The following is a 23,567-nucleotide window of genomic DNA, read 5'->3' as shown; positions in this document are numbered from 1 at the left end:
GCTTGCCGCTGCGTGCGCCGTCGGTGAAGGCGTCGGTTGCGCGGAAGTCGTAGCCGTACTTGTCGGCGGGGACCGAGGTGCGGAATTCATAGCCGTACTTGTCGCCGGCGAGGGTGTCCTTGGCGGAAGCGGCCTGGGCGGCGCCGATGGCGGCGAGCGACAGCACGAGGGTGGAAGCGAGCTTGAGGGCGAAGGTCTTGGTCATGATGTTCTCCAGTATCTTAAAATTCGTTGAATTTCGTTGATTGTTCGCTGCGACTGCCAGAACGTTGCTTTGTTTGTGCGCGCCGTCCATGTAACGAACTATAGGAGAGTCATCGGTGCGTTAGACCAGTCTTATCCGGATAGATTATTCAGAATTTTTGAATTGGCGTCTGTGGCATCAGCTGGCTGGCAGCGCTCAGCGCTGACAATGTGCCTTAGCGAGGTTCCCGGCTCTGCGCAATGGCACGAGCGGCTCCGGCTCGCAAGCTGGACCTCCGGGTTTCCGGCTCCCGCACTTTCCAAGACGCCCGGCAGCGTGTTTCCCGCCGTGGCAAGCTCCCGGTGCCATCGTTGCTCTTTTTCCACTTCGGCTTCCTGGAGAAAGTCACGTTAGACTGGTCCCACTGTTTGATCGCGCACTTTTCAACTGGTGCACGATTTCAGCTGAAACGCGGAAGGCCAGCGGTGAGAGTCACATGGGCAACTGTTTGACGTCGAGGGCTGTGAATCATGGCATTTACGTACACGCTGATCGATCTCGCTGGTTCCATAGCGCTGCTGCTGTTGGGCACCCAAATGGTTCAAACCGGTCTACAGCGCGCCTTCGGCGCCGGCCTTCGGTCCCTCCTGGGTCGGGCGCTAAGCGGGCGATTCCGCGCCTTCCTCGGTGGAATCGGTGTCACGGCGATATTGCAAAGCAGTACGGCGACCGGACTGATGACTGCCGGCTTTGCTGCCGAGGGACTCGCCGGGCTTGTTCCCGCTCTTGCCGTCATGCTCGGCGCAAACGTCGGCGCGACGTTTCTCGTGCAAGCGCTGTCCTTTGAGGTCGCGGCAGTCTCACCTGCGCTGATCCTGGTTGGTGTGCTGATGTTCCGCAAGGTATCGAACACGCGTGCGCACGACCTGGGCCGCATGTTCATTGGTTTGGGCTTGATGCTGCTCGCGCTGAACCAGTTGCTGATGTTGATGACGGATTATGAGGATGCCCCCAGTCTTCGCATGCTGCTGGGCGCCGCATCCACCGTACCGGTGGTCGATGTTCTGCTGGCCGTCGGCTTGACCTGGGCTGCAAATTCGAACGTGGCGATCGTTCTGCTCGTTACGGCGCTTTGCGCAAAGAACGTGGTCCCGCCGGATACCGCTTTTGCACTGGTATTGGGTGCGAACCTAGGCACCGCGATCAACCCCGTGCTGGCCGCGACCACGCCGAACGATCCGCCATCAAGGCGATTACACGTTGGAAACCTGCTCATGCGCGCGGTCGGCGTCGCGGTGGCACTCGCCGCGCTCGGGCCAATAGGCCGGTTCATGGTCACGATCGAACCTGACAATGCGCGTGTGGTTGCCGATTTTCATACGCTATTCAACCTGGCTCTCGCCTGCCTGTTCCTGCCGTTGCTTTCCGTCTACGCGAACCTGTTAAGGCGGCTAATGCCGCTGCCCGTGGAGGTCGCCGACGAATCACCGCCACTTCACCTCGATCCGGTTGCGAGGAGGATTCCGATGATGGCGCGCGGCAACGTGGCGCGCCTGGCTGATGCCCTCGGCGAGATGCTGTCGGGTCCCCGCGACGCGTCGGTTGAACGCGACCGAAAACGTATCGCGGAGGTCGGTCAGCGTGACGACATTCTGGATAGCCTGCATGGCACGGCCGGGCCGCACCTGAGGTCTCTCGATCCCGAGCATTTCGTGGAGAACGACCTTCCGCGCTTGAGCCAGAGAAGATACCCGGCGTATGGCGAAGAGAGCGTTGGATTCAAAATCAAGGAGCACCGAGGCTACACGCTCGAACACGTTGGCGCATTTGGCAAGCCGCAGACGTTTTACCCCGCGAAGTCACTGTGGCTCACCTTGCAGGATCTCCAGGTCGTCCAAGAACTAGAGCCCGCCGGAGGTGCAACGCAATCGACGCTTGCTACCTACATCCACGGGACCGCGCGCTTCGACGACAGTCGCTTGTCCATTATTGGTGAATCCGAGAACGGAACGCGTACGGTCCAGATCTCCTTCGCAGCCCGCGAAATCGGCGTGGCGGACCAGCAAGGCCTTCGCGAATGGCAAGAAGCGCTTGGCATTGCCTTCTCCGACGCGCCGCTTGGCACAGCAAGGCTCGGCTATAACCGCTCTGACCGCGAGATGCAGGAGCCGGATCAGTGGTGGGCGTCGTGCCACGTGCCCGAAAGCAGCCTGCAAGCGCTTTGCGAGGGCGTTGAGAGCGGTCGGCTCACCGCCGTTAAGGTCGGGCTATGCCTGCGCAACATTTACATGTCCGACCAGGGGCTGGCTGCCTTGCCAGGGGAGGCATGTCTGTTCCTTAACCCCGGCATGGGCGACAACACCGTGGAGTCGCCGGAAATCGCAAGCGGATATGTTGTTCATCTCTCGTTGGATCTCGCGAAAGTCAGCTTGCGCCGGCTCCAAGAAGAACAGGGTTCGCACGAGGCGCCGTCGCTTCAAGAGCAGATAAACACTACCGAGGCAGATGCCATTGGCGTACTGGTGGAGAAGCTCGGCAAGCTGGTCGCAAGCTTGAAATGGCTTGCGGCGCTTGTCGCTCTCCTGGTTATCGTTTTTGTATTGAAAAATCGATGATCGAGAGGGCGTCGCATATTGCCTAATTGCTCGGGAAAAGCAACCGATTTCCGATCAACGTGACAGAACTCCAGAACGCGCTATTTGCACTGCATGTGCGCAACCTAACAGACGACCTGTCCAGAGCCAGCATAGTCTCGTTAGTAGATATAGCGCCCGTGGGCCTGTGCGTCGCGAGCTAAGCACCGGCACTCCGGTTTTCCCCAGAGCCTCATGCATCCGATCTTTCGCGCAGGTGCGACCTGCATCGTCATCTCCCTTCCCGCGGCGGCGCTTGCGTGCGCGAGCTGCGGTTGCACACTGAGCTCGGATTGGGATAGTCAGGGGTATTACGCCGATGCGGGGCTCAGGCTCGACCTGCGTTATGACTACCTGAATCAGGCGCAATTGCGCTCCGGTACGGGCGCCGTCAACCGCAGCGATTACGCGATCCCGAGCGATCGTGAACTCGAGCAACGCACTATCAATCGCTACACCACACTCGGTATCGACTACAGCTTCAACCCGGACTGGGCCGTCAACGTCCAGATTCCCTATGTGGACCGGACACACACCACGCTCTCCCCCGGCGATACTGAAGTATCCGGCTCGTCCGGCAACGGGCCGGGCGACGTGCGTGTGGTGGGCCGTTACCAGGGCCTGGCCGAGAGCAAGAACCTGGGCGTCCAACTCGGTCTGAAGCTCCCAACCGGCGCCTTCCACCAGAGCTTCGATCGCGGGCCCTCTGCAGGGACTCCGCTGGATCGGGGCGTGCAACTCGGCACGGGCACCACCGACCTGCTGGTGGGCGCGTACTACTACGGTGCCATCAGCCAGGACTTCGATGGCTTCGCCCAGGTGCTATTGCAGATGCCGCTGGACTACCGGGAGCAATACAAGCCTGGCATGTCCCTGTCCGCGAACCTTGGGGTGCGATACGTGGGCTTCGATATCGTCACTCCCCAATTACAGATCAACACGCGAGTCGCCAAGCGCGACCTTGGCGACGCTGCCGACACCCCTAATAGTGGCGGTACCCTGATGTACCTGAGCCCGGGCGTTACGATCAACCTGAACCGGCACATCAAGCTCTATGCCTTTGTGCAGCTGCCGATCTACCAGCGTGTCAACGGCTTGCAGCTGGCCCCACGCTGGACGGGAACAGTCGGCACACGCTACGTTTTCTGAATTGGCTGTCGGGGGCCCTACGGCTTGAGGAGCGGCATCACCTGCGTCTCAAGCTGCGGCAGATCGATGGTTGGCTCAGCGTGCCATCCATCCCGTTGCAGGACGCCGTTGCGATCGATTACGAACGTGACCGGGATTCTCCATAGACGGCCAAAAGCCGTCACGTCAGCATCGCCGACAAAGGCCAGCGCAAAGGAGAATGATCTCATCACCGAGAGTGCTTCCGCCTGATCGCTGGCCTTGTCGATGTTGACAGCGATGACGTCCACCCCCAGTTCGTGATTTTTTTCGTAGAACGCCTCAAGCGCGGGCATCTCCTTGCGACAGGGCGCGCACCAGCTCGCCCAGAAATTGACAATCGTAACGCGGCCTGCCGCGGTGGCTGGCGTTACGTGCCGCCCGTCCGTGAGCTTGATGTCGAAGGCCGGAACCGGCGCGCCGACCTTAAGCTCGCCTGCGATAGCCGGCACCGAAACTGACAACAGGGCGGACAGCAGCATTAGCAGCGCGCGCATCGTCGGACTCCTCGTTGCACTCCGGAAGGCAGCCTTGCTTCGGGATGCGGACTCAGCGGCGCGAAAACGCCATGCACCACCCGTGAAGACTGATAGGACCCTCCAGAATCTTGCAGGTTCCAGTATCGGAATCCGGTGCCGTCGAGGGCCTGAACGAACTACAGTCGGAGCACGATTGCCCATCCTTGGGGCTCTCCTGGTAGTGGAGCATCCCCTTTGTCGCGGAAGCGCCCTTGGCGGACGGTGAGTGAATCGCGATCGGAATCAGAGCAATGGATCCGAGCATGATGGTGCCGCGACGAAGCAAGTTTCGGCGGGACAACGGTATGATTTTTTTCACGGTGTTTCCTCCCTGATACAGGCTCAGAACATGAACCACGCATAGAAGAACAGCGTGTTGTTATCGGCTGCGCGTCTGAGCGTTGAATCGTAGTTCGAGTGACTACCATTGAACTTGGTATAGCCTGTATATTGAAGACCAAATCGGACGTTCATTTGCGGGTCCCAAGCAAACTTGAACTTCGGCCAATAGTTCAGCTCGACGAGATAGCCCGACGTATCCGGCTTGCCTGTTGTCGTGCCAAACCCGGCGAAATCGGCGTCGCCTGTCACCTTGAATGCACCGGCGGTAATGCCATAGGTGCGATCGAACAGATAGGTGATCTTCGCTCGGGTCGAACGCAGCGTCGAGCTGGGATTGTCATTGTTCCCGTTGGGAAAGCCTGATCGCCAGTCGGTTTTTTCGTTGATCATGGCAGCCTGCGCGCTGATGATGTGGCGATCATCCTTGCTGAAGAACTGGTATTGGGCATCGAAGCCAAGATCGCGAAACCGGTCCGCGGGTGTTCCGCCGCTGTCCGGCACTTCGACCGAGGCAATCGTTCCGAAGTGGCCGATCATGAAATTCTGGTGTTCATTGCCGATGGTATAAGCGATTCGCCAGTACGGATTGGCGCCAGAGAGTGAAACTCTTTGACTATCCGGGGTGCCCGCGCGCAAGACAGAGAGTGCCCCTTTCGCCGTTTGATATGAGGTCGCCTCAAGGTATAGGGAGTCCAGCACGTGCGCATAGGCACCAATTCCCGCAACCCGGGCGCCCGACTCCAGGAACGTTAGTGTGCCTCGGCCCGGGGCCGCGATGCTCGGGCTCCAGTACGGAAAGCTCCAGGCCGGTGCCGTATTGAAAACGTCCTGAACGGTGGGGTTGTTGTGCAATGTCAGGCCGACGATCGTTGGCTTTTCTTCCGACCCGAACAGTTTCACGACACGTAGATCCGTATTGTCGAGCGCACTATGTCCGGCGAACGTCTGGTTGTCCGTGGTGCTGACGTTGTTGTAGGTCCACTGGATGAAAGCGCCGGCGTTGTCCGTGATCTTCCCGCCGGAGAACAGGCTGATGGCTTCCGCGACAAACTCGTTGTTCTTGCCGTAAAGCTTATCGCCGGTCGATTTGTCGGTATTGTCGTTGATGGAGTTGCGCGAAAAGACCGCCATCAGCGCTAGTGGAACCTTCTCGCGCTCACCCAGCGTGTATCCGCCAAGCTTGAATTTCCGTCCGAATGGTGTCAGCTCAGGATAGATCGTGTGACAGGACGCGCAATTCAGGCCGGTTTGCCTGGCAAATAGCGGATTGGCTTCGGTCCGCGGAATGAAGCCAAAATTGACGATCAACCAAAGCGCAAGCGCGGCGCATCTAATGACAGCACAGAGGGTCTTCATTACCGTTCTCCCATCTGCCATTCGCTCGGCTTCAGTCTTACAGAAAACTCTAGGTCAGCGATGCGCGGTCGTTAAGTGGGAGATCTACTCCTGCTCGTCTGGGTGCATCCACCATTGGCTCGGAATAGCGCGCATCGCGAGCGCCGCCCTCGGGCGGGGGCAAGACGGGATGCGATGGCATGTCCTACCGCAGCAGTAGGGAACCAACCCATTCCGCATCTCGTTGCTCATCTGCACAATGCTGCCTGGGGGATATCCAGATGCGTGCTCGCGTATTGCCGCCCTTGCTGAGCGTTGGCTTTCTCATTGCGTCCTTCGCACTGAGCCTGGCTTGCCCGTGCGTGGCAAGGGCCCAGATATTCGGCGCCGTCGGTGCCGATGGATCGATCATCCTGACAGACAGACCGGGTAATCCTGCGCTGCATCTGGTTGTCACCTCTAGCGAGCCGGCAGCGCGGGGCGCAAGAAAGGACAATGCCGCCGCGTCCGCGACGATGGACTCCACTCAGTATTCCGAGATCATCGCCGAGGCGAGCCGCGATGCCCGGGTGCCACCGGAGCTGATAAGTGCGGTGATCGTGGTCGAATCCGGATACAACCCGAACGCGGTGTCCAAGAAGGGAGCGCGCGGCCTGATGCAGTTGATGCCGGAGACCGCCAGGCGGTTTTCCGCGGGCGACATCCTCAATCCCCGCGACAATGTGTTGGCCGGCGCCAAATACCTGCGCTTTCTCCTGGATCTGTTCAGAGACGATGTTGAGCTGGCACTGGCGGCGTATAACGCGGGAGAGAATGCGGTGATCCGGGCGGGCTATCACATCCCGGCGTATGCGGAAACGCAAAGCTACGTGCCGATGGTGATGGCGCACTACCGGCGCTTGAGCAGTAGCAGGAGCCCCTAGGCAGCGGGTGCGCGCGCATGGCGCTCGGAGCGATTGATAATCCGCTTCTCGCATCCCGCCAGCCAGCCGGAGGCACCTGCCGTCACTATTGCTGAATCGTCGCGCGTTGCATCTGGGCACTGATGAACCCAGCGCTCGCGTTCTTGAGGGCGAGCACTTGCAACTGCTGGCGAATTGCGCCCTTCATCTGATCGAATGTCGGCACCTGGGTCGCACGCTTGGCTTCCAGCTTGACGATCACGCGAGCGTTATCGACGGCAATCGGCGCGGGCGTAACGCCGCCGGCGGAGAGTTGCGTCACGGCCTGCGCGACCGCTAGCGGCACACCTTGCGTCTTTCCCTCGGCCGCGGGCGTCTTGAAACTGACCCATGGCATTTCACCACCGTCTTCCTTGCTCGAAGCAATGCTGTACTCGCGCACGAGCGCGTCGAAGGCCGCACCTGAGCGCAATCGTTCAAGCACTTTCGCTGCCGTAGCATCGTCAGCCACGGATAGAATCCGCAGCTTATACTCCTCGTCGCCCATCAAGCCAACGATCTCGTGGTAGCGCGCGTTGACCTGCGCGTCGGTGATCGGCTCGGGATGGATGTTGTCCCGCAAGTAGAGTTCTGTCTCCGCAGCAGCCTTGCTGGCATTGACCGCTTCCTGTACCGCCGGCTTCATGCCGTAGTTCTGCTTTTCGGCACCCTGGCGCAAGACCTCGCGCGCAATGAGTTCCTGCTTGAACAGCCGGCGCAGCTCGGGCGTATCCGGCTGACGCGCCGCGCGCATGGCGTCGCCGAGCCGCGCTAGCGGAATCGCCACGCCATTCACGATCGCCAATGTGTCCGTTGGCAAGCTGCCGCTTTCCTTGCTGATGGGCTGCTGAGCGAAAACGGGTGCTGCCTGGCCAAGCGCGAAGGCGATGGAAACGGCGATGAAGGTCAAGGCATTCGTTTTCATTTGCATCTCCCGGTTGCGTGTCGTCAACAAGATCGCTGCCGTGGGTCGAGGGATGGCAGCGGCACGCCGCGGCGCTTGATTCCTCCTGGCCTTTGCATTTTGCTGGTGGCCGGTTACGTTCGCCATGGGTCAACACCCTACAGATGAGGTAGGGCTACCCACCAAGGAGCCGCATCGTACAGGCGATGAATGATGGGGGGCGTGATCCGCACCGCCTTGCATTGGGGGATTTTGCCCATGCCTTTTGGCGTGGATTACCACTGTTCTTGTTACCCGCTTGGCCGAGCATAGTGATAGAACCCCGGGACTGGTGTCGCCTCGCTTCGCCCCCGGATGTCCCGGGCCGTTATTGAATCGCTGAGGGAGACCATCATGAACAAGCCCACCGCCGCCGCACTTGCCTGCAGCTTGGTGTTCGCAGCCGCAGGCGTTCTTGCTGCCGATGACACGGTTGGCGACATCGCCATCAAAAGCCTGATGAATCACGAAGTCACGGCCCAGGAAGGAGCTCAGAGCGATGCGGAGAACTACCGTGGCATGGCTGCGGAGCCGATGAAGGACGAGCCGGCGAGCCCGGACAGCATGAGCGAGCAGCAGATGAAAGACGAGCCGATGAGCCACGACAGCGTGGCCGACGATGGCGCTAAGAATCCGACGGAGCAGTAGTCCGGATGGATGATGGCGAGGCGCGTGCGCAGCTTGCCCAGGTCGTGCCGGTATTCCGGCCCGGCCTTTCTCTCTCGGCACAAGCAGAACACCCAAGCCTTCAGGGACGGCTAGCCCGGTGCGTCTAGCGCCTTGGCGCGTACCGTTGCCTGTCGCACAGAGTGCCGGGTGTCCCCGCCATTGCGTGACAAGCGCCGTTTGGCCCGGTGAATGGTACGTCCGCATTGGCTATATGTAGGCCAACAGTGACGTTATTGTATTCGAGGCAATGCATTAATCTTGTGTTTGAATGGGTTGTACCAAATACAGCCCTAATCCATCTGGGTGGTGTATCTCCGTGAATTTAGTTCCTAGCCTTATATTACAGAAAGTTACGAAACGCGAAGACCAGCCGGGAGAGGTCATGATGAGCAAGCGCTGGGAGGGCTGCACCGACCTGCCGCGATATCTCCATGCCAGCGGAGAATCGAGCCGAAGCCATCTCCATCTGGCCACCAGGCGTTATGGGAGCGGCTCCTCGTCAGGCCCCTTGATTCCGAGTGGGTGCTGGCCGGCCAATGCTCCGCGTGCGTACTACGGCGGCACCCTGGGGCGTACCTGCATCGCTCAGATAAAGCGCATGGCGAGAATGATCGCGTGACGCAGAACAGTTTCGTGCCCCGTCCCCCGGCGGGCACTTTTTCATGCCGGCGGCACTTACGGCCGCACATTGTTTCGATCCATGCTTTATGGGAGGTTCTCGTTGATTTCAGCCAATCGCAGAAATGAATAACAGAATAAAATAGGGTGGTAAAGGGAGGGGGAAGTGAATATAAAATATAATGTTCTGATCGTCGAAGATCATCATCTTCTACGAAGCGGGCTACGCTCGATGGTATCCGGCATCGGCGAGTTCAATGTCGTCGGCGAGGCGAAAGACGGCAGAGAGGCGTGTCATCTTGCTATCTCATTGAATCCGGACCTGATCCTGATGGATTTATCGATGCCCGGCATGAACGGAATCGATGCGATCTCCGCGATCCGACGCCGAACGCCGGCCGTTCGGATCATTGCGCTCACTGTTCACCAAAGCGACGAGTACGTCCGGGAGGCGCTGCGCGCTGGTGTGGATGGCTACGTCTTGAAGGATTCTTCATTCGAAGACCTGGTTTTTGCGATGCATGCCGTCATGCAGGGCAAAAAGCATCTGAGTTCGGAAATGTATGGAAACCTGGTGGAATCGTTTGTTAGCGGAAATGACCATTTGGCTTCGAACAAGAATGCGTGGGATGTGCTTACGGCCAGGGAACGCAGCGTCCTGAAGCTCGTTGCGGAGGGCCGATCCAATAAGCAGGCTGGGCAATACCTGAACCTCAGCCCAAAAACCATCGAGAAGTATCGTGCCAGTCTGATGCATAAGTTAGGGATCACAAATCTGACTGGGCTGGTTCTGATCGCAATCAATATGGGCCTGATCACCTCCCTGGCCAAGCGATACTATGATCCGAATCGCAATGAAGACCCGCCGCTGACGCATGCACATGAAGCGCCCAATGACAGCGCGAGCAGCGCCGATGCCGTTCGGGATGGCCAGTCCGGCAGCACCGCCGGAAACGAGGATCGGCTTGGTTGTCCTCGTCGCGACGCTCAAGAGTAGGTTAGTTGGCGTGGGCGGCGTGCGTATGGCCGCCCGCACAGCTTGCACAGTTTGCGTGGCAATGAGGCACATGTCCGGACCACAAGCCGATGCAGGGACGTTGTCGTTGTCCCGCGGCGGATCAGGCTCTCCACGTTGCCGAGACGAGGGTTCCGCTGCACTCGCTTGACTGGAGCGAGAAACTCCCGCCATTCGATTCGACCCGCTCTTGCATCCCGATCAGGCCCAGCCCCGAGAAGGACGCGTCGTCGGCCGAAAGGGGAAGCTGCTCGAAGCCGATGCCGTTGTCTTGTATCGTTAGCAGGATGTCGCTGGCGTTGCGTTGCAATGTCACCCTGATCTCGGTTGCCACCGCGTGCTTCACGACGTTGTTTATTGCCTCCTGGGCCACTCGGTACATATCTGCTTTGAGACTGTCCGGAACCTCGTCTTCCCTGACCCGGCAATCGAAGATGACGACGACCTTCCCGCTGCCGTGCTCCACCTGCCTGCACAGGGATGCCAGTGCGGGGGCCAGGCCCAGGTCATCCAGCAGCCTGGGGCGCAGCTCGTTGCAGATCTGGCGCACCTCGCCGATGGTTTCACGGATACGCAGTACCGTGGTATCAAGTAACGCAACGGCCTCCTCGACGTTGCCGCGCTCGATGCGCAGCAGTGAGTCTTCAACCATCAGCTTGATCAATGTCAGTGCCTGCCCGAGGCCATCGTGGAGCTCGGAGGATACCCGCTTGCGCTCTTTCTCCTGCCCGATCATCAGGTGCGCGTAGAGGCGACGAAGGTCCGATTCAGGACGGCTCAGCGCTTCGATGCTGCCATTTTGCAGAATGACGGGTTCCTCGAAGACAACCAGGAACGCGCTGAAGCTGCCCTCGCTATCCGCAATGGGTTGCTTGTGCAACAGGATATCGGTGTCCCGGCCTCCCCGTCCGCGCAAGACCGTGCCAAAGGAGTGAAACGCACTTGACGCACTGCCGGAGAATCCCTCGCTAACGCGTTTCTGATCGCTGTCCCGAACCAGTTCGACAAGCGACTTGCCTATCAAGTCCGCAATCGAATAGCCAAACATCGCCGCAGCGCTGCTGTTCGCCGACAAAAACCGTCCGCCCGGCGCGAGAATGGCCAGAGCGGTACCGTGAACATCTGTTATCGCGCGCAGGACCCTGTTGCTCGAATCGATCGCGGCCATCATCTTGCGCATTGCTTCGGTGACGTCACGCAGTTTCAGATGCTCTCCTCCGTGGGGAGTGCTTGCGCTCATCGGAACTCCTAAAGTGCTGATGCGGCCGCGGTCCGCGCGAAATGGACGGAAAGCGCTAGCCACCTTCTTACGCAATGGCGATGTCCAGGAACACGGGAAGACGCCGCCTAAGGGCATTCCTCTTCAGGTGTGTCTTATTGTATGTACCCGGGAAGCCAATTGCCAATACGGCTCATTGCCGTAGCCATGTGGAGGGTCTCTACCCATGCCGTTCGGCGGGTATCCCTACTTCTTTCCCATCGCTCGCTAGCCAAGAATGAGAAAAAGGCCGCGGTTGGGCCGAGGCGATCGTCCCGAGGGCAGGGGGTTTTCCATGCGCATCGATACGCAACTGAAGAATTGGGGTCGAACCAAGGGCTTCACGCTGCTGGAGCTGCTGGTCGTCCTGGTCATCATCGGCTTGCTGGCAGGCCTCGTTGCACCAAAGTACTTCGCTCAACTCGGTAAGTCAAACATCAGCATCGCCAAGGCGCAGATCAGTTCCTTGGGCAAGGCGCTGGACCAGTATCGACTGGATGTGGGGTCCTACCCGACCACGGAAGAGCGGCTCGAAGCCCTGGTGGCAAAACCACAGAACGAGCCGCGCTGGAGCGGGCCCTACCTGGAGAAGGCCGTGCCGCTGGATCCATGGGGCAGACCCTATCAATACCGCTCGCCAGGCGAGCATGGTGACTACGATCTGGTCTCCTTCGGAAAGGATGGCCAAGTTGGAGGCGATGGCGAAAACGCGGATGTCACGTCCTGGTAAGCGTGCCCTGCCTGCGAAGAGGTAGCGCGCTGGTCGGATGGCCCGACAGGGAGAACGAGGTGAAGTACCTGATGCGCGTCTTTGATACCTGCGGCGAGGTGCAGTCAATCCACATCGACAGCGACTCGCCGGCCAGTGCGGCCGCAACGGCGCGCTCGCGCGGGCTGCGCGTGGTATCGATTCGGCAAGCCGCTGGCGCCAAGCGCGGGCCTGGCCGCTGGATGACGCTGCAGGTAACGAAGTTCGACGTCGAGTTGTTTGCAAGAGAGCTGGCCGCTTTGCTGGACGCCGGTGTTGGCGTGATCGACGCTTTACGCACGCTGGGCAGCAATGAGGGCCGCGATGCTTCGGCAAGAACCTACCGGCAACTGCTAAGGCAACTGGATGAAGGCCACGCATTGTCCGCCGCGCTCGAGCATGCGGAGCATGTCTTCCCGACCGTCCTGATAGCCTGCGTAAAGGCCAGCGAACAAACTGGCGGCCTTGCCGAAAGCCTGAAGCGCTATTCGCGCAATAGCGCCACGTTGCGAGAATTGCGCGCCCGGGTGGTTTCCGCAGCCATCTATCCATCCGTCCTGATGGCCGTTGGCCTGGCTGTGGTTTTCTTCCTGCTGGCTTTTGTCGTCCCGCGTTTCGCGAACCTGCTCGAGAACAGCGGCCGCGAACTTCCGCTGCTGTCGCGATGGCTGATGGCCTGGGGCGGCTTGGTCCACGCGCACGGGTCTTCGCTGGTAGCAGGCTTCGCGGTGATTCTGCTGGGATCGATCGTTGTACTGCGCCGGCAGGGCGTGCGCAACTGGATTGCCGATCGCATCCTTGCGTTGCCCGGCATCGGCATGCATTTCCGTATCTATCGCCAGTCGCAATTCTTCAGAACCTCGGCGATGCTGGTCGATGGCGGCATTCCGGTGGTCCAGGCACTCGATCTCGCCCGTGGCCTGATCGGCCGTGGCGACCGCGTGGCGCTCGCCACGGCGATGAATACCATCCGGAACGGCGGAAAGATGTCCGACGCATTCCAGGATTGCGGGCTGGCAAGCGCGATTACCTATCGATTGCTGACCGTCGCCGAAAAGACCGGCGGCCTGGGCCCCGTGCTCGACAAGATTGCCGGATTCCAGGAGGCAAAGGTGTCACGGGCCATCGATGTGATCTCGCGATTGGTCGAGCCAATGATGATGATCTTCATCGGCGTGGTCATCGGCGGCATTGTCGTCCTGATGTATTTGCCGATTTTTGAAATAGCCTCCAGCCTCCAATAGGTACGTCATGGATCCGAACGGCGCGAATATGGAAAGAGGGAGCGTTCAGTTCCGAGCCACCCTGCGCGAGCTCGGCGAGCGCCACGGCTCCGGGATACGCGCCCTCGAGGCATTGTTTGCACAACAGCCCATGGGCGCCGACGAGGTTCTCGCGCAGCTGGCGGCCGAGTTCAGGATGGTCCCGATCAGTATCCGTGAGCTGCATCAGCTTGAGCCGGAGTTTGAAGTCCTTCCCTTTGTCGAGGCGGCTACCAGGCTGTGCGTAGGTTTCCGGCAAGGAACGGGCCTGCTATTCGTGATCGCCGACCCGCTGGACACGCGAACCCGCAGCTGTGTCGATCAACGCATGCGCGCACGCCCTACCGTGCACTACAGTTGGTCGCTGGCCAGTGTTGGCGATCTGACTGCCTACCTGGCCGCGCGTGAAAAGGATGTGCGCGCTCTGGACACGCTCGCTTTCGATGACCCGATACAACGCACCAATGATCCGTCCGCGCTGGCCCTGACGCTACAGGGCATCAGCAGCGACGACAGCGCGGTCGTGCGCCTGCTCAATTCGACGATCTACGACGCATTGAAAATGAAGGCCAGCGATATTCACCTTGAATGCAGGGTGAACGGCCTGGTGATCAAATGCCGCGTGGATGGTGTGCTGACGGTGGTCGGCCGGGCGGAAGGACGAGGCGTCGCCGACCAGGTGCTATCGCGCGTCAAGGTAATCTCGGAACTCGATATCGCCGAGCGGCGGGTGCCGCAGGATGGTCGCTTCAAGGCCCAATATGCGGGGCGAGACATCGATTTTCGCGTGTCGATCATGCCGAACCTGTTCGGCGAGGATGCCGTTCTTCGCATTCTCGATCGCTACCAGCTATCGCAGGCGTCGGGTGGCTTGACGCTCGAGGCGCTCGGCTTCCAGGAGGCTGATATGCGTTTCATGCGCTCGGTCGCGTCGATGCCGTACGGCATGCTGCTCGTGACCGGGCCGACGGGCAGTGGCAAGACCACCACCCTTTACGCAATCCTGACCGAAATCAACGACGGCCTTGACAAGATCGTGACGATTGAAGACCCGGTCGAGTATCAGTTGGGCGACATCCTCCAGATTCCGGTGAACGAAGCGAAGGGGCTGACGTTCGCCCGGGGGCTGCGTTCGATCCTGCGACACGATCCCGACAAGATCATGGTCGGCGAAATCCGCGATCCCGAGACCGCACAGATCGCCGTGCAAGCGGCGCTCACGGGGCATCAGGTCTTTACGACCGTGCACGCGAACAACGTGTTCGATGTCATCGGCCGCTTCACCAATATGGACGTCGATCCCTATAGCTTCGTGTCCGCATTGAACGGCGTGGTGGCGCAACGCCTGGTTCGCCAATGCTGTGCCGATTGTGCGATCGAGGAGGCGGGAGATGCGGACGCGCTGGCACGTGCCGGGATCGATCCTGAGGTGGCAGCGGGCTTTCGCTTCCGCAGGGGGCTCGGCTGCGCCGCCTGCCGTGGCTCGGGATATCGTGGGCGACGCGCCATTGCGGAAGCGTTGCGGATGAACGACGAACTGCGCGAACTGCTGTCGGAGCGAGCGCCGCTCGGCCGCATCAAGAGCGCGGCGCTGCGCCACGGGATGGAGACCCTGCGCACCGCGGCGGTCCGTCTGATGGCGAAGGGCGAAACGACCCTCGAGGAGATCAATCGTGTCACGATCGTCGAATGATGTCCTCGCAATCGGGCTGGGCACCTGTGCAGCCGCGGTCGGGGTGCGCCCCACAAGGCTGCAGTATCTGCTGCGCCTGGCGCAGCGCGTGCGCCAGGGGGAAAAGGTTGTCGCCGCGCCGTCGTCCCTGCCGCCGGTCGTCGAGCACGCCAGCATCGCGATGGTCGAGGCACAGCACTTCTCCGAGCAAGGCGCGCTCGACGTCCTGGGTCAGGCATTGGAGCAAGCCCCCGGTGTTCCTGGACGCTCGACGCAATCGAAGCGCCGTGCGTTCATCGTGCTGGACGATTTCTGGGCCAATCACGGGATCCTGCGGGGCGACTTCCGCACCATGCGCACGCGGGAGGTCGAAGATATCGCCCGGAGTTACTTCGCCGAGACGTTCGGGCTGGATGGCGATGCCATCGTGATCCGCACCGTGATGCAGCGGGGCGGCAGAGCGATGTTCGCCAGCGCGCTGTCGAGATCGCTGCACGATGGCATCCGCGATGTCAGCGCGGCGGCGCGTGTGGAAGTGCAAAGCCTGATGCTCGGGCTGCCTCAGGCGATGAATCGGGCCCGGCATTGCGTCGACGGCAGCGCTTCAATGCTGGTGGTGGTGGCCGAAACCGTACTGCACGCCGTGTTGATTGACCATAACCGCTGGGCCGCCTATGGCGCGCACCGCCTGTTTGCCGACGATGTCGCCGATACATTGCGGCTTGCGGCCATTGCCGAGCAAGTCTTCGAACGGTTCTCGAAAACGCGGCGAGAGGACTGCACGATCTATCTGGGCGGGATCGACCTTGATCCTTCTGCGTTCGAGCAACGGTTCGCCACCGTGCGCCGCTTGCAGCAGATCGTGTCGAGCGCTTCGGCCCCGCTGCGCTTGATGGGGTTCGCGCTATGATGCCGCCGCTCAAGATCGACTTCAGCCGGCGCCCGGCAACACTGGCTCCAAGCGGCGTCGTGCTGCTGATGTTGGCGGGATTGATGCTGCTGCTCAGCGCCAGGGCTCTGTGGCTCGCGTATGAGGACAATGATCGCGCCCGAACCCAGTTCGGGATAGCAGCGCGCGAAGAGAACGCCAGTAAGCACCCGCCCAAGACCGCGCCCACGCCTGCCGCCAAATTGGCTGAAAAGCAGGGCGAGGCGATCCTGCGCGAGCTTACCGTGCCATGGCAGAGCCTGCTGTCCATCGTGGAGGATTATCCTGCCCGCGACGTTGCGCTGATCGGTATTGATCAAAGTCCCGCGCAGAGTCAGATCCGCATCACGGCGGAGGCCAAGGATGCCGACGGGATGATCGCCTACCTGAAGTATCTGCAGGGCAGCGTGCTCCTGCATGAGGCGGTGTTGAGCGGTCACCTGATCGAGACCAACGTGCCCGGGACGCCGGTGCGCTTCCAGATCGTCGCAGTGTGGAGAAAGCCATGACGACCCACCGGCTTGCCGATCTGCTGTTGACGCTGCATTTCGAGATGCGGCGCACATTTGGCGTGCCAGGCCTGCTTGGCGCGCTGGCGCTAGGTGTGGCCGCCGCGACATGGAGCGTGATTCCCACCGTGGAGGCGCAGACCAGAGGCTTGCTCGACAGCGCACGGCAGGCCCGTGCTGCGAAAGCACGATATCCCGGCGACGCTGGCCGGGCGCCGGCCGAAGTGAACTCCCTGGGCAAGCTGCCGGCCTTGTTCACGACCTTCGCCGAGAGCGGGAACGACATCGCCGTGATCTTCTCCCAGGCGCGTGATAGCCATCTGACCCTGGGATCGGCACAGTACCAGATCGTGACGGAGCCTGGGGCAGGATTCACGCACTACCAGGTTGTGCTGCCGGTCAAGGATCAGTACGGCACGATTCGCCGTTTTGTTGCATCCGTTCTCAACAGCGTGCCAAACGCCGCGCTGCAGGAGATTCATGTCGAACGGCCAGCGGTGGACGGGAATGTTCTCGAGGCCCGTATCCGCTTCGATCTGATCTATCGGACGAGCCGGCCATGAACAGCGCTTTGGTCAGGAGAATACTGATTGCCGGCACGGGCCTGGCGACCGCCGCATTGATTGGTTGGGACCAGGCGCCGGAGCACCGCGTGCCGGCCGTGGCCTCTGCCATCAGGGCTGCCTATGGGCGCAGCCTGCCGAGCAGGTCAGGCGTCATGCCCGCCGCCCCTCCGGCTTCGATCGCGGGGGCGCCGCGGCGCACGCAAGCTGCGGCAAGCGAGCCCGCGGCGCGCCCGGTTTCCGAGGCCGCGCCGCGCGAACGGCTTGCGGCGTTGCGTGCGCCGCTGTCGCCAGATACGGGCCACGATCCATTCAGCGTTTCGTCCTGGCTTCCCCCGCCTGCGCCACCGGCACCGCCCGCTCCGGCCCAGCCCCCTCCGGCTCCCACGGCGCCGCCGTTGCCGTTTGCCTATGTTGGCGCGCTGGGTGCGGACGCTTCGAAGGAGCAAATGTTCCTGAGCAGTGGTGACCGTTTGTTGATCGTATCGCTGGGGGATGTGATTGACGGGCAATACCGCCTTGAGGCGATCACGGCAACAGGTGCGACCTTTACCTATTTGCCGCTTAACGTGAAACAGGTCATGTCCACCCAGGGCGAAGGAAAGTAAATGAAATCCCGGTGCAGATCGGACGCTGCCTGCAGAGTAGAGCGCTGCGACGCGTCCCTCAGGTCAATAGCCGCGTCAGGTTGCACGGCTCCTCGTGTACGTTATGCCAGCTACCACGCGCGTCGATTCAGTGCGGCGCTGATCGTGATGGTGCTCGGTGGCTGCGCGGTGGAGCCAGGCGCGCTACGTAACGCGAGCGTTCGCTACCCCACCGATGCGGAGATACAGCTGAACTACATGCACGAACGCAACGGCCAGATGAACGCGATGCTGGATGAGGTGGACCGGCTGCGAGCCAGTTACCAGTTTCATGAAGCCGCGCTGAAGCTCGATGAAGCGAGCAGGATCGATCCCACCAGCGAGCGAGGGCGGAAGCTGGGCGCAGCGCTACAGATCGATATACGCGATCTTGTCATCTTGGCGGAGGTCCAGCGGATGCTTGAGCGCGGCTCATATGACAGTGCGGCGGAACGTGTGCACGACGTGCTTGCGGAGAATCCGACCAACGTCCAGGCACAGCAGATGATGAGGCTGATCGAAGACAAGCGGCGGCAGCTGCGGGCCGCGCGCGAGGAAAAGAGCGCGGCCGCCTCGATCATGCGTACGCCGGTGACGCTGCAGTTTCGCGACGCGAACGTGCGGATGGTCTTTGAAGCGCTGTCGCGCACGTCGGGCTTGAATGTCATCTTTGACCGTGATGTGCGCACGGACCTCAAGACGACGATCTTCGTGACCAACGCCGCGATCGAGGACGCGGTCAATCTGATCTTGTTGCAAAACCAACTGGACAAGAAGGTCCTGAATGCGAACACGCTCTTCATCTATCCCGCCACGCCAAACAAGCAACTGGAGTACCAGGAGCTGAAGGTCCGAACCTTCCAGTTGTCGAACATCGACGCCAAACAGGTGCAGGCCTTGTTGAAGAGCCTGTTGAAGATCAAGGAGATCGTGATCGACGAACATGCCAACACCCTGTCGATTCGCGGAACGCCCGACACCATTCGGCTCGCGGAACAGCTGATCGCCGCACAGGATCTTCCCGAACCCGAGGTCATGCTGGAGGTTCAAGTCCTGGAGGTCTCGCATGAACGGCTGACGGACCTGGGAATTGCATGGCCGAACAGCTTCACGATGGCCACGCCAAGTACGGCGTCCACGTGGGGCGCCCTGCACACGCTGCCGATTAACCAACTGGTGGTCAGCGGGCTGTCGGCAACCGCCAACTTCAAGCTGACGGATACCGATGCGAACCTGCTTGCGAGTCCTCGCATCCGCACCCGTAACAAGGAAAAAGCAAAGATCCTGATTGGCGACAAGGTGCCGGTGATATCGAGTTCGAGCACCCCGAGCACCAGTGGTCCTTCCTATGCGCAAAATATCCAGTACCTGGATGTCGGTATCAAGCTTGAGGTTGAACCGCAGGTCTACCGCGACGACGATGTCGGCATCAAGATCAGTCTCGAGGTCAGCAACATCACGAAGACAATATCGAGCAGCAACGCACAGACCGGCCTCAGCTCGCTGGCTTACCAGATCGGCACACGCAGCGCATCGACCAGTCTGCGTCTCAGGGACGGCGAGACACAGGTCCTCGGCGGCCTGATTTCGGATGTCGATCGCACCACGGCGGACAAGGTGCCTGGCTTGGGCCAGTTGCCGATTCTCGGGCGTTTGTTTTCGGATCACAACGGCGACCATGTCAAGACGGAGATCGTTTTGCAGATCACCCCGCACATCATCCGTCCTCAACGCATCGCGGATGCCGATACGCGTGAAATCTGGTCCGGCACGGATGCCAATGTGCGCACCGAGCAGTTGCGTCTCGATCCCGCCAGCGCCCCTGCGCCCGCCGTTGCCGATCCCATGGCGCCGGTCAAGCCAGGAAGGGTTGGCGGCGGAACCGTGGCACCCGTGGTGCCCGTGGCACCGGCGGGTGTCGGCGGTGCGGCCATTGGAGAAGGCACACCGGCTGCTGCGGGTGGCCGCGCCTCTCCGCCCGCGCCTTCTCCGGTGCCGCCCAGAGGCTCGCTCGGGCAGGCTCCCGCGTCGCCGCGGACAACCCCGCCAGTGGATCCGTATGCGGGGAGGTTCCCGGCGATCCAGGCCGCGCCGGCGGCACCGGTGGCGGCGGCGCCGGCTGATGCGAACGCGGCCGTCCCGGACGCGACCGGCACGGCAGGCGCGACGCAAGTGCTTGCACCCGCGGCAGGGCCAGCTCCTGTGCCACCCTCAATCCTGAAGATGCCGCCCGGCGACATGTCCAGCGACAACCCACTCTATCCGGTCCCCAATGGGACGCATTGACTCATGACGCTCCAGGCCCAGTCTGCACGTTGCCGCGGTCGCCCGCTCCTTCATGGCCGCGGTTTCACCTTGATGGAGCTGGTGGTAACGCTGGCACTTGTTGGCATTGTCGCGCTGGCGATCCTGCCATTTTCCGAGTTGATGGTGCAGCGTGAAAAGGAGCAGGAGCTAAGGCTCGCGCTGCGGCAGATCCGTACCGCGCTGGACGCCTACAAGGACGCCAGTGACTACGGTTCGATAGAAAGAGAAGTCGGTGCTTCCGGCTATCCGCCGACACTGACCGTGCTGGTGACCGGCGTCAAAGACGCGAAGGATCCGAAGGCCGGGCTGCTGATGTTCCTGCGCAGCGTGCCGCGCGATCCGTTCTTCAATGGTGATGCCTCCACGCCGGCGGAGGACACCTGGAACTCGCGTGCCTACGGCAGCGTGGAGAGCGGCCCGCAAGGTGGCAATGACGTGTTTGACGTGTCATCCAAGACTGACCGCCTCGGTCTCAATGGCATTCCCTACAAAGATTGGTGAGGCTCACGATGAAACCCGCTCGCAGCCGCAGGCTCCATGGGTTTACCTTGATCGAACTGGTGGTCGTGATGGCGATCATCGGCTTGCTGCTGACCATTGCACTACCGCGCTACCTTCGCAGCATCGATCGCGGCAAGGAGCAGGTGCAGCGGCAGAACCTTGCCGTGATGCGGGATGCGATCGATAAGTACTTCGGTGACAACGGCCAGTATCCGGAGAATCTCGATGAACTGGTGCTAAAGCACTATCTGCGCAGGGTCCCGGAAGATCCGGTCACGGGTGGCACCAGCTGGACGGTCATCGCGCCGCCGGATACGGACAAGGCTGGCGTCTATGACGTCGCGCCGGCGAGCGAAGCGGCGGCGGTGCCGGCGGCTGCTGCCGTGGTGCCGGAAAAATGAGCCGCCTTCGCTGTATGCGTCGTTCAAGCCGGCATCGCCAGGGCGACGGCGCCCATGGCCTGGTCCTGCTGACGCTGCTGATCGCCCTGATCCTTGTTTCAGTGGCATTGATGGGCGCGCTCGATGTCTGGTCATTGCAACGGCAGCGGCTGCAGGAAGAGGAGTTGCTGTTCGTCGGCAACCAGTACCGGCTGGCCATCCAGCGTTACTACCAGGCGGGCCGGACTCTGCCGGCGTCGGTCGACGACCTGCTGGAAGACAAGCGCTCTCCTGTGCCGCTACACCATCTGCGGCGTGCTTACCCGGACCCGATCACCGGGAAGAACGACTGGCTGTTTCTCCGCGACGGCGACCGTATTTACGGTGTGTATAGCAAGTCCACGGCGCCCGCGATCAAACACGCGAATTTCCCCCGGCGCTATGCGGATTTCGCCAACGCGAAGACCTATGGCGAGTGGCAGTTCTTTTATCTGCCACCGGGCCGCCGAAGCCGCGCGAGCAATCCGCTTCCCAGTACGCAAGATTCGACCGGACAAGCCGATGCAGCTGCTCGGCGCACAGGTGTGAACAACGCATCTCCGTTCAGTCCCAACGGGCGGTCCAGATGACGTCGCCGGCGCGGCAGGGCGTTCGATGGATTGCCCTACCGCATCAGTAGGGTGTTGACCCATGCAAACCTCCATCGGCGTTCTCCACAATACAAGCGTGGGGAGAGAACCGCAGAAAGGGCGTCCCCGGAACGAGACGGTTGAAGGCGCGTTGCGCTTCTTCGTTCATCGGGCTGGGGACCAGGGCCAGGGAGTTTGCTTATCCCGGCGCTGGTTGCGCGCTTTGCATTGATCAGTGATGACCGGCAAGGACGGGTGTCATTGCCGCAGGCGTGGGAATTGATGTCCTACGGGAATCGCGCTGGCTGACCCGCAGGAAGGAGGTTATATGTTTAGTACTCGCATATATCGCGGCGGCGTGTCGGCGCTGGTTTTGCTTCTCTTCGCTCTACCTGCGGCGGCCCAGTCATTCCGGGTTCAATGTCCTGAAGAAACGCCGCTTCATCCAAAGTCGGCCACGGGTGTGGTCAGCGATGGAATCAAGTGTCAGCAGATCTCGGGTGGTGACGGCTACGCAACGATGGGCGATGGCACGCAGACCTACTTGTTTGCCTTCGGTCCACTGTCGGGCCTCACTGATATCAAGAACGGCCTCCCGGGAACGCAGAAGGCGTCCGTGTTTCGCACGCCGGAAGATCCGAATGGCGCGATTGGCCTTGTCCCGGATCCGAATGCCGGTGGCGCAATCACGGGACACGTCGATGCGCGGGCGATCATGGATGTCGGTGTCATGAATGGCAACATGCCGGCCCCTACCATGGCGATCGATGAGGATGATGAATTCTTCCTGACCCTGACGAACGTCGGAATGATCATGCGCCCGGACCTGTTCGAGCAGCACACTGTGCACTTCCACGGCTACCCGAATGCGTCCTCGTTCTACGACGGCGTGCCGGATGCCTCCGTCGCCATCAACATCGGCGGCAGTTTCACTTACTACTACCTGGCGCCGGACGCGGGAACCTACTTCTGGCACTGCCACATCACCCCGCCGGAGCACCTCCAGATGGGCATGGTGGGTCAGATCTATGTGCGGCCACGCCAGAACCGGGTCCCTTTGAACGCTTCGCTGTACGCTGCGTTGCAAGCCCAGCAGAGCGATCCGCGCACGAAGTGCGGAGGCGACATTCTGTGCTCGACGCCGCTGCCGCGCGTGGACAATGGTGCTACCCACCAGCCCAACAAGAGCAACTCACCGACGCTGTACGCCTACAACGACGGCGATGGCACGACCGCCTACGACGTCGAGTACCCGATCCAGATCCATGGTTTCGATCCGAATTTCCACTTCGTTGGCATGACCTTCAACCCGGAGCCATTTACCGACATGAAGGACAAGTACTTCCTTTTGAACGGACGGAGCTATCCGGACACGGTAACGCAGGGGCCCATGAGTACACAGGTGGCGGATGGCACAGCGCATTTCTCGCAGCCGCTGCCGACCGTCATCAACATTCCACTCGGTGGCAAGGCGTTACTAAGGATCTCGGATCTCGACGTCAGCGAGTTCCAGACGCTGGCTTCACTCGGCATCCCGATGCATGTCGTTGGCGTCAACGCGCGATTGTTGCGCGATATGACGGGCAACAATCTGGCCTACGACACGAACTCGATCACCCTGGGGGGCGGTGAATCGATCGATGTGATCCTGGACGCAAGCAACAAGAGCCGCTACCCGGTGGGATCGACGTATTACCTGTACACGCCGAATCTGGATCACCTTTCGAATGACGCCGAGAACTTCGGTGGCTTGATGACCGAGGTCCACATCTGCAATGTGGTGGACCCGACTACCAAGTCCTGCAATTAGGAGAAGCGC

22 protein-coding genes and 1 pseudogene are annotated in these 23,567 nt (G+C 60.9%); 17 read left to right on the top strand and 6 right to left on the bottom strand.

What is annotated here, in order from left to right:
- Nucleotides 1-205: pseudogene (locus AC1DQR_RS32835) on the bottom strand (hypothetical protein); the annotation flags it as partial.
- Between the two features lie 509 nt (nucleotides 206-714).
- Between AC1DQR_RS32835 and AC1DQR_RS32830 the strand changes: the two are divergent.
- Both AC1DQR_RS32830 and AC1DQR_RS32825 read left to right on the top strand, forming a co-directional pair.
- Nucleotides 715-2,799, top strand: a complete 2,085-nt coding sequence (locus AC1DQR_RS32830) for a Na/Pi cotransporter family protein (protein ID WP_477134495.1) — start codon at nucleotides 715-717, stop codon at nucleotides 2,797-2,799.
- A 213-nt stretch (nucleotides 2,800-3,012) separates the two neighbouring features.
- The gene (locus AC1DQR_RS32825) at nucleotides 3,013-3,966 is read left to right on the top strand and encodes a TonB-dependent receptor (protein WP_477134494.1); all 954 of its coding nucleotides are present in this window, start codon (nucleotides 3,013-3,015) and stop codon (nucleotides 3,964-3,966) included.
- A gap of 17 nt (nucleotides 3,967-3,983) precedes the next feature.
- Here the strand turns inward: AC1DQR_RS32825 and AC1DQR_RS32820 are convergent, their stop codons facing one another.
- The 3 genes from AC1DQR_RS32820 to AC1DQR_RS32810 all read right to left on the bottom strand — a co-directional run bounded on the left by AC1DQR_RS32820 (nucleotide 3,984) and on the right by AC1DQR_RS32810 (nucleotide 6,200).
- A complete protein-coding gene (locus AC1DQR_RS32820) occupies nucleotides 3,984-4,481 on the bottom strand; it encodes a TlpA family protein disulfide reductase (RefSeq protein ID WP_477134493.1) in 498 nt (165 codons plus the stop codon).
- 52 nt (nucleotides 4,482-4,533) lie between these two features.
- Nucleotides 4,534-4,692, bottom strand: a complete 159-nt coding sequence (locus AC1DQR_RS32815) for a high-potential iron-sulfur protein (protein ID WP_416053313.1) — start codon at nucleotides 4,690-4,692, stop codon at nucleotides 4,534-4,536.
- A gap of 152 nt (nucleotides 4,693-4,844) precedes the next feature.
- Nucleotides 4,845-6,200, bottom strand: coding sequence for a cytochrome C (locus AC1DQR_RS32810; RefSeq protein WP_477134492.1), 1,356 nt, complete (start codon nucleotides 6,198-6,200; stop codon nucleotides 4,845-4,847).
- 260 nt (nucleotides 6,201-6,460) lie between these two features.
- Between AC1DQR_RS32810 and AC1DQR_RS32805 the strand changes: the two genes are divergently transcribed.
- Nucleotides 6,461-7,102, top strand: a complete 642-nt coding sequence (locus AC1DQR_RS32805) for a lytic transglycosylase domain-containing protein (RefSeq protein WP_416050920.1) — start codon at nucleotides 6,461-6,463, stop codon at nucleotides 7,100-7,102.
- 85 nt (nucleotides 7,103-7,187) lie between these two features.
- Here AC1DQR_RS32805 and AC1DQR_RS32800 read toward each other — a convergent pair whose 3' ends face one another.
- Nucleotides 7,188-8,171, bottom strand: a complete 984-nt coding sequence (locus AC1DQR_RS32800) for a peptidylprolyl isomerase (protein WP_416050919.1) — start codon at nucleotides 8,169-8,171, stop codon at nucleotides 7,188-7,190.
- A 246-nt stretch (nucleotides 8,172-8,417) separates the two neighbouring features.
- Here AC1DQR_RS32800 and AC1DQR_RS32795 point away from each other — a divergent pair, with 246 nt between their 5' ends.
- Nucleotides 8,418-8,711, top strand: a complete 294-nt coding sequence (locus AC1DQR_RS32795; protein ID WP_477134491.1) for a hypothetical protein — start codon at nucleotides 8,418-8,420, stop codon at nucleotides 8,709-8,711.
- A gap of 805 nt (nucleotides 8,712-9,516) precedes the next feature.
- Entirely contained in the window at nucleotides 9,517-10,347 is an 831-nt protein-coding gene (locus AC1DQR_RS32790) for a response regulator (RefSeq protein WP_416050917.1), read from the top strand.
- Between the two features lie 121 nt (nucleotides 10,348-10,468).
- Here the strand turns inward: AC1DQR_RS32790 and AC1DQR_RS32785 are convergent, their stop codons facing one another.
- Complete coding sequence (locus tag AC1DQR_RS32785; protein WP_477134490.1) at nucleotides 10,469-11,605, bottom strand: PAS domain-containing sensor histidine kinase; 1,137 nt, start codon at nucleotides 11,603-11,605, stop codon at nucleotides 10,469-10,471.
- A 313-nt stretch (nucleotides 11,606-11,918) separates the two neighbouring features.
- Here AC1DQR_RS32785 and gspG point away from each other — a divergent pair, with 313 nt between their 5' ends.
- The 12 genes from gspG (at nucleotide 11,919) to AC1DQR_RS32725 (ending at nucleotide 23,558) form a co-directional block, all read left to right on the top strand.
- A complete protein-coding gene (gene gspG, locus AC1DQR_RS32780; protein ID WP_416050915.1) occupies nucleotides 11,919-12,353 on the top strand; it encodes a type II secretion system major pseudopilin GspG in 435 nt (144 codons plus the stop codon).
- A 59-nt stretch (nucleotides 12,354-12,412) separates the two neighbouring features.
- The gene (locus AC1DQR_RS32775; protein ID WP_416050914.1) at nucleotides 12,413-13,615 is read left to right on the top strand and encodes a type II secretion system F family protein; all 1,203 of its coding nucleotides are present in this window, start codon (nucleotides 12,413-12,415) and stop codon (nucleotides 13,613-13,615) included.
- Between the two features lie 7 nt (nucleotides 13,616-13,622).
- Complete coding sequence (locus AC1DQR_RS32770; protein ID WP_477134489.1) at nucleotides 13,623-15,326, top strand: GspE/PulE family protein; 1,704 nt, start codon at nucleotides 13,623-13,625, stop codon at nucleotides 15,324-15,326.
- On the top strand, nucleotides 15,307-16,215 hold the full coding sequence (locus tag AC1DQR_RS32765; RefSeq protein ID WP_416050912.1) for a hypothetical protein: 909 nt from the start codon (nucleotides 15,307-15,309) through the stop codon (nucleotides 16,213-16,215). Before AC1DQR_RS32770 ends, AC1DQR_RS32765 begins: the two co-directional genes overlap by 20 nt.
- Nucleotides 16,212-16,742, top strand: coding sequence for a hypothetical protein (locus tag AC1DQR_RS32760; protein WP_416050911.1), 531 nt, complete (start codon nucleotides 16,212-16,214; stop codon nucleotides 16,740-16,742). The genes AC1DQR_RS32765 and AC1DQR_RS32760 overlap by 4 nt, the downstream gene beginning before the upstream one ends.
- Nucleotides 16,739-17,305 carry a hypothetical protein gene (locus AC1DQR_RS32755; RefSeq protein ID WP_416050910.1) on the top strand — a complete coding sequence of 189 codons (567 nt, stop codon included), beginning with the start codon at nucleotides 16,739-16,741 and terminating at the stop codon, nucleotides 17,303-17,305. Before AC1DQR_RS32760 ends, AC1DQR_RS32755 begins: the two co-directional genes overlap by 4 nt.
- Nucleotides 17,302-17,913, top strand: a complete 612-nt coding sequence (locus AC1DQR_RS32750) for a hypothetical protein (RefSeq protein ID WP_416050909.1) — start codon at nucleotides 17,302-17,304, stop codon at nucleotides 17,911-17,913. Before AC1DQR_RS32755 ends, AC1DQR_RS32750 begins: the two co-directional genes overlap by 4 nt.
- Before the next feature lie 147 nt (nucleotides 17,914-18,060).
- Nucleotides 18,061-20,217: a secretin N-terminal domain-containing protein gene (locus AC1DQR_RS32745; protein ID WP_477134497.1), complete on the top strand. Its 2,157-nt coding sequence runs from the start codon at nucleotides 18,061-18,063 to the stop codon at nucleotides 20,215-20,217.
- A gap of 3 nt (nucleotides 20,218-20,220) precedes the next feature.
- Nucleotides 20,221-20,739: a type II secretion system protein gene (locus AC1DQR_RS32740; RefSeq protein WP_416050908.1), complete on the top strand. Its 519-nt coding sequence runs from the start codon at nucleotides 20,221-20,223 to the stop codon at nucleotides 20,737-20,739.
- Between the two features lie 8 nt (nucleotides 20,740-20,747).
- Nucleotides 20,748-21,140 (top strand): type IV pilin protein, encoded by a 393-nt coding sequence (locus AC1DQR_RS32735; protein ID WP_416050907.1) that lies wholly within the window; start codon nucleotides 20,748-20,750, stop codon nucleotides 21,138-21,140.
- Entirely contained in the window at nucleotides 21,137-21,748 is a 612-nt protein-coding gene (locus AC1DQR_RS32730) for a type II secretion system protein (RefSeq protein WP_477134488.1), read from the top strand. The genes AC1DQR_RS32735 and AC1DQR_RS32730 overlap by 4 nt, the downstream gene beginning before the upstream one ends.
- A 328-nt stretch (nucleotides 21,749-22,076) precedes the next feature.
- Entirely contained in the window at nucleotides 22,077-23,558 is a 1,482-nt protein-coding gene (locus AC1DQR_RS32725) for a multicopper oxidase domain-containing protein (protein ID WP_416050905.1), read from the top strand.
- The last annotated feature ends 9 nt before the right edge of the window (nucleotides 23,559-23,567 follow it).

It is taken from the genome of Cupriavidus sp. 05L411, from assembly GCF_056398045.1.
The sequence above is the reverse complement of the archived record's forward strand: the minus strand, read 5'-3'. Positions and strand labels throughout refer to the sequence as shown.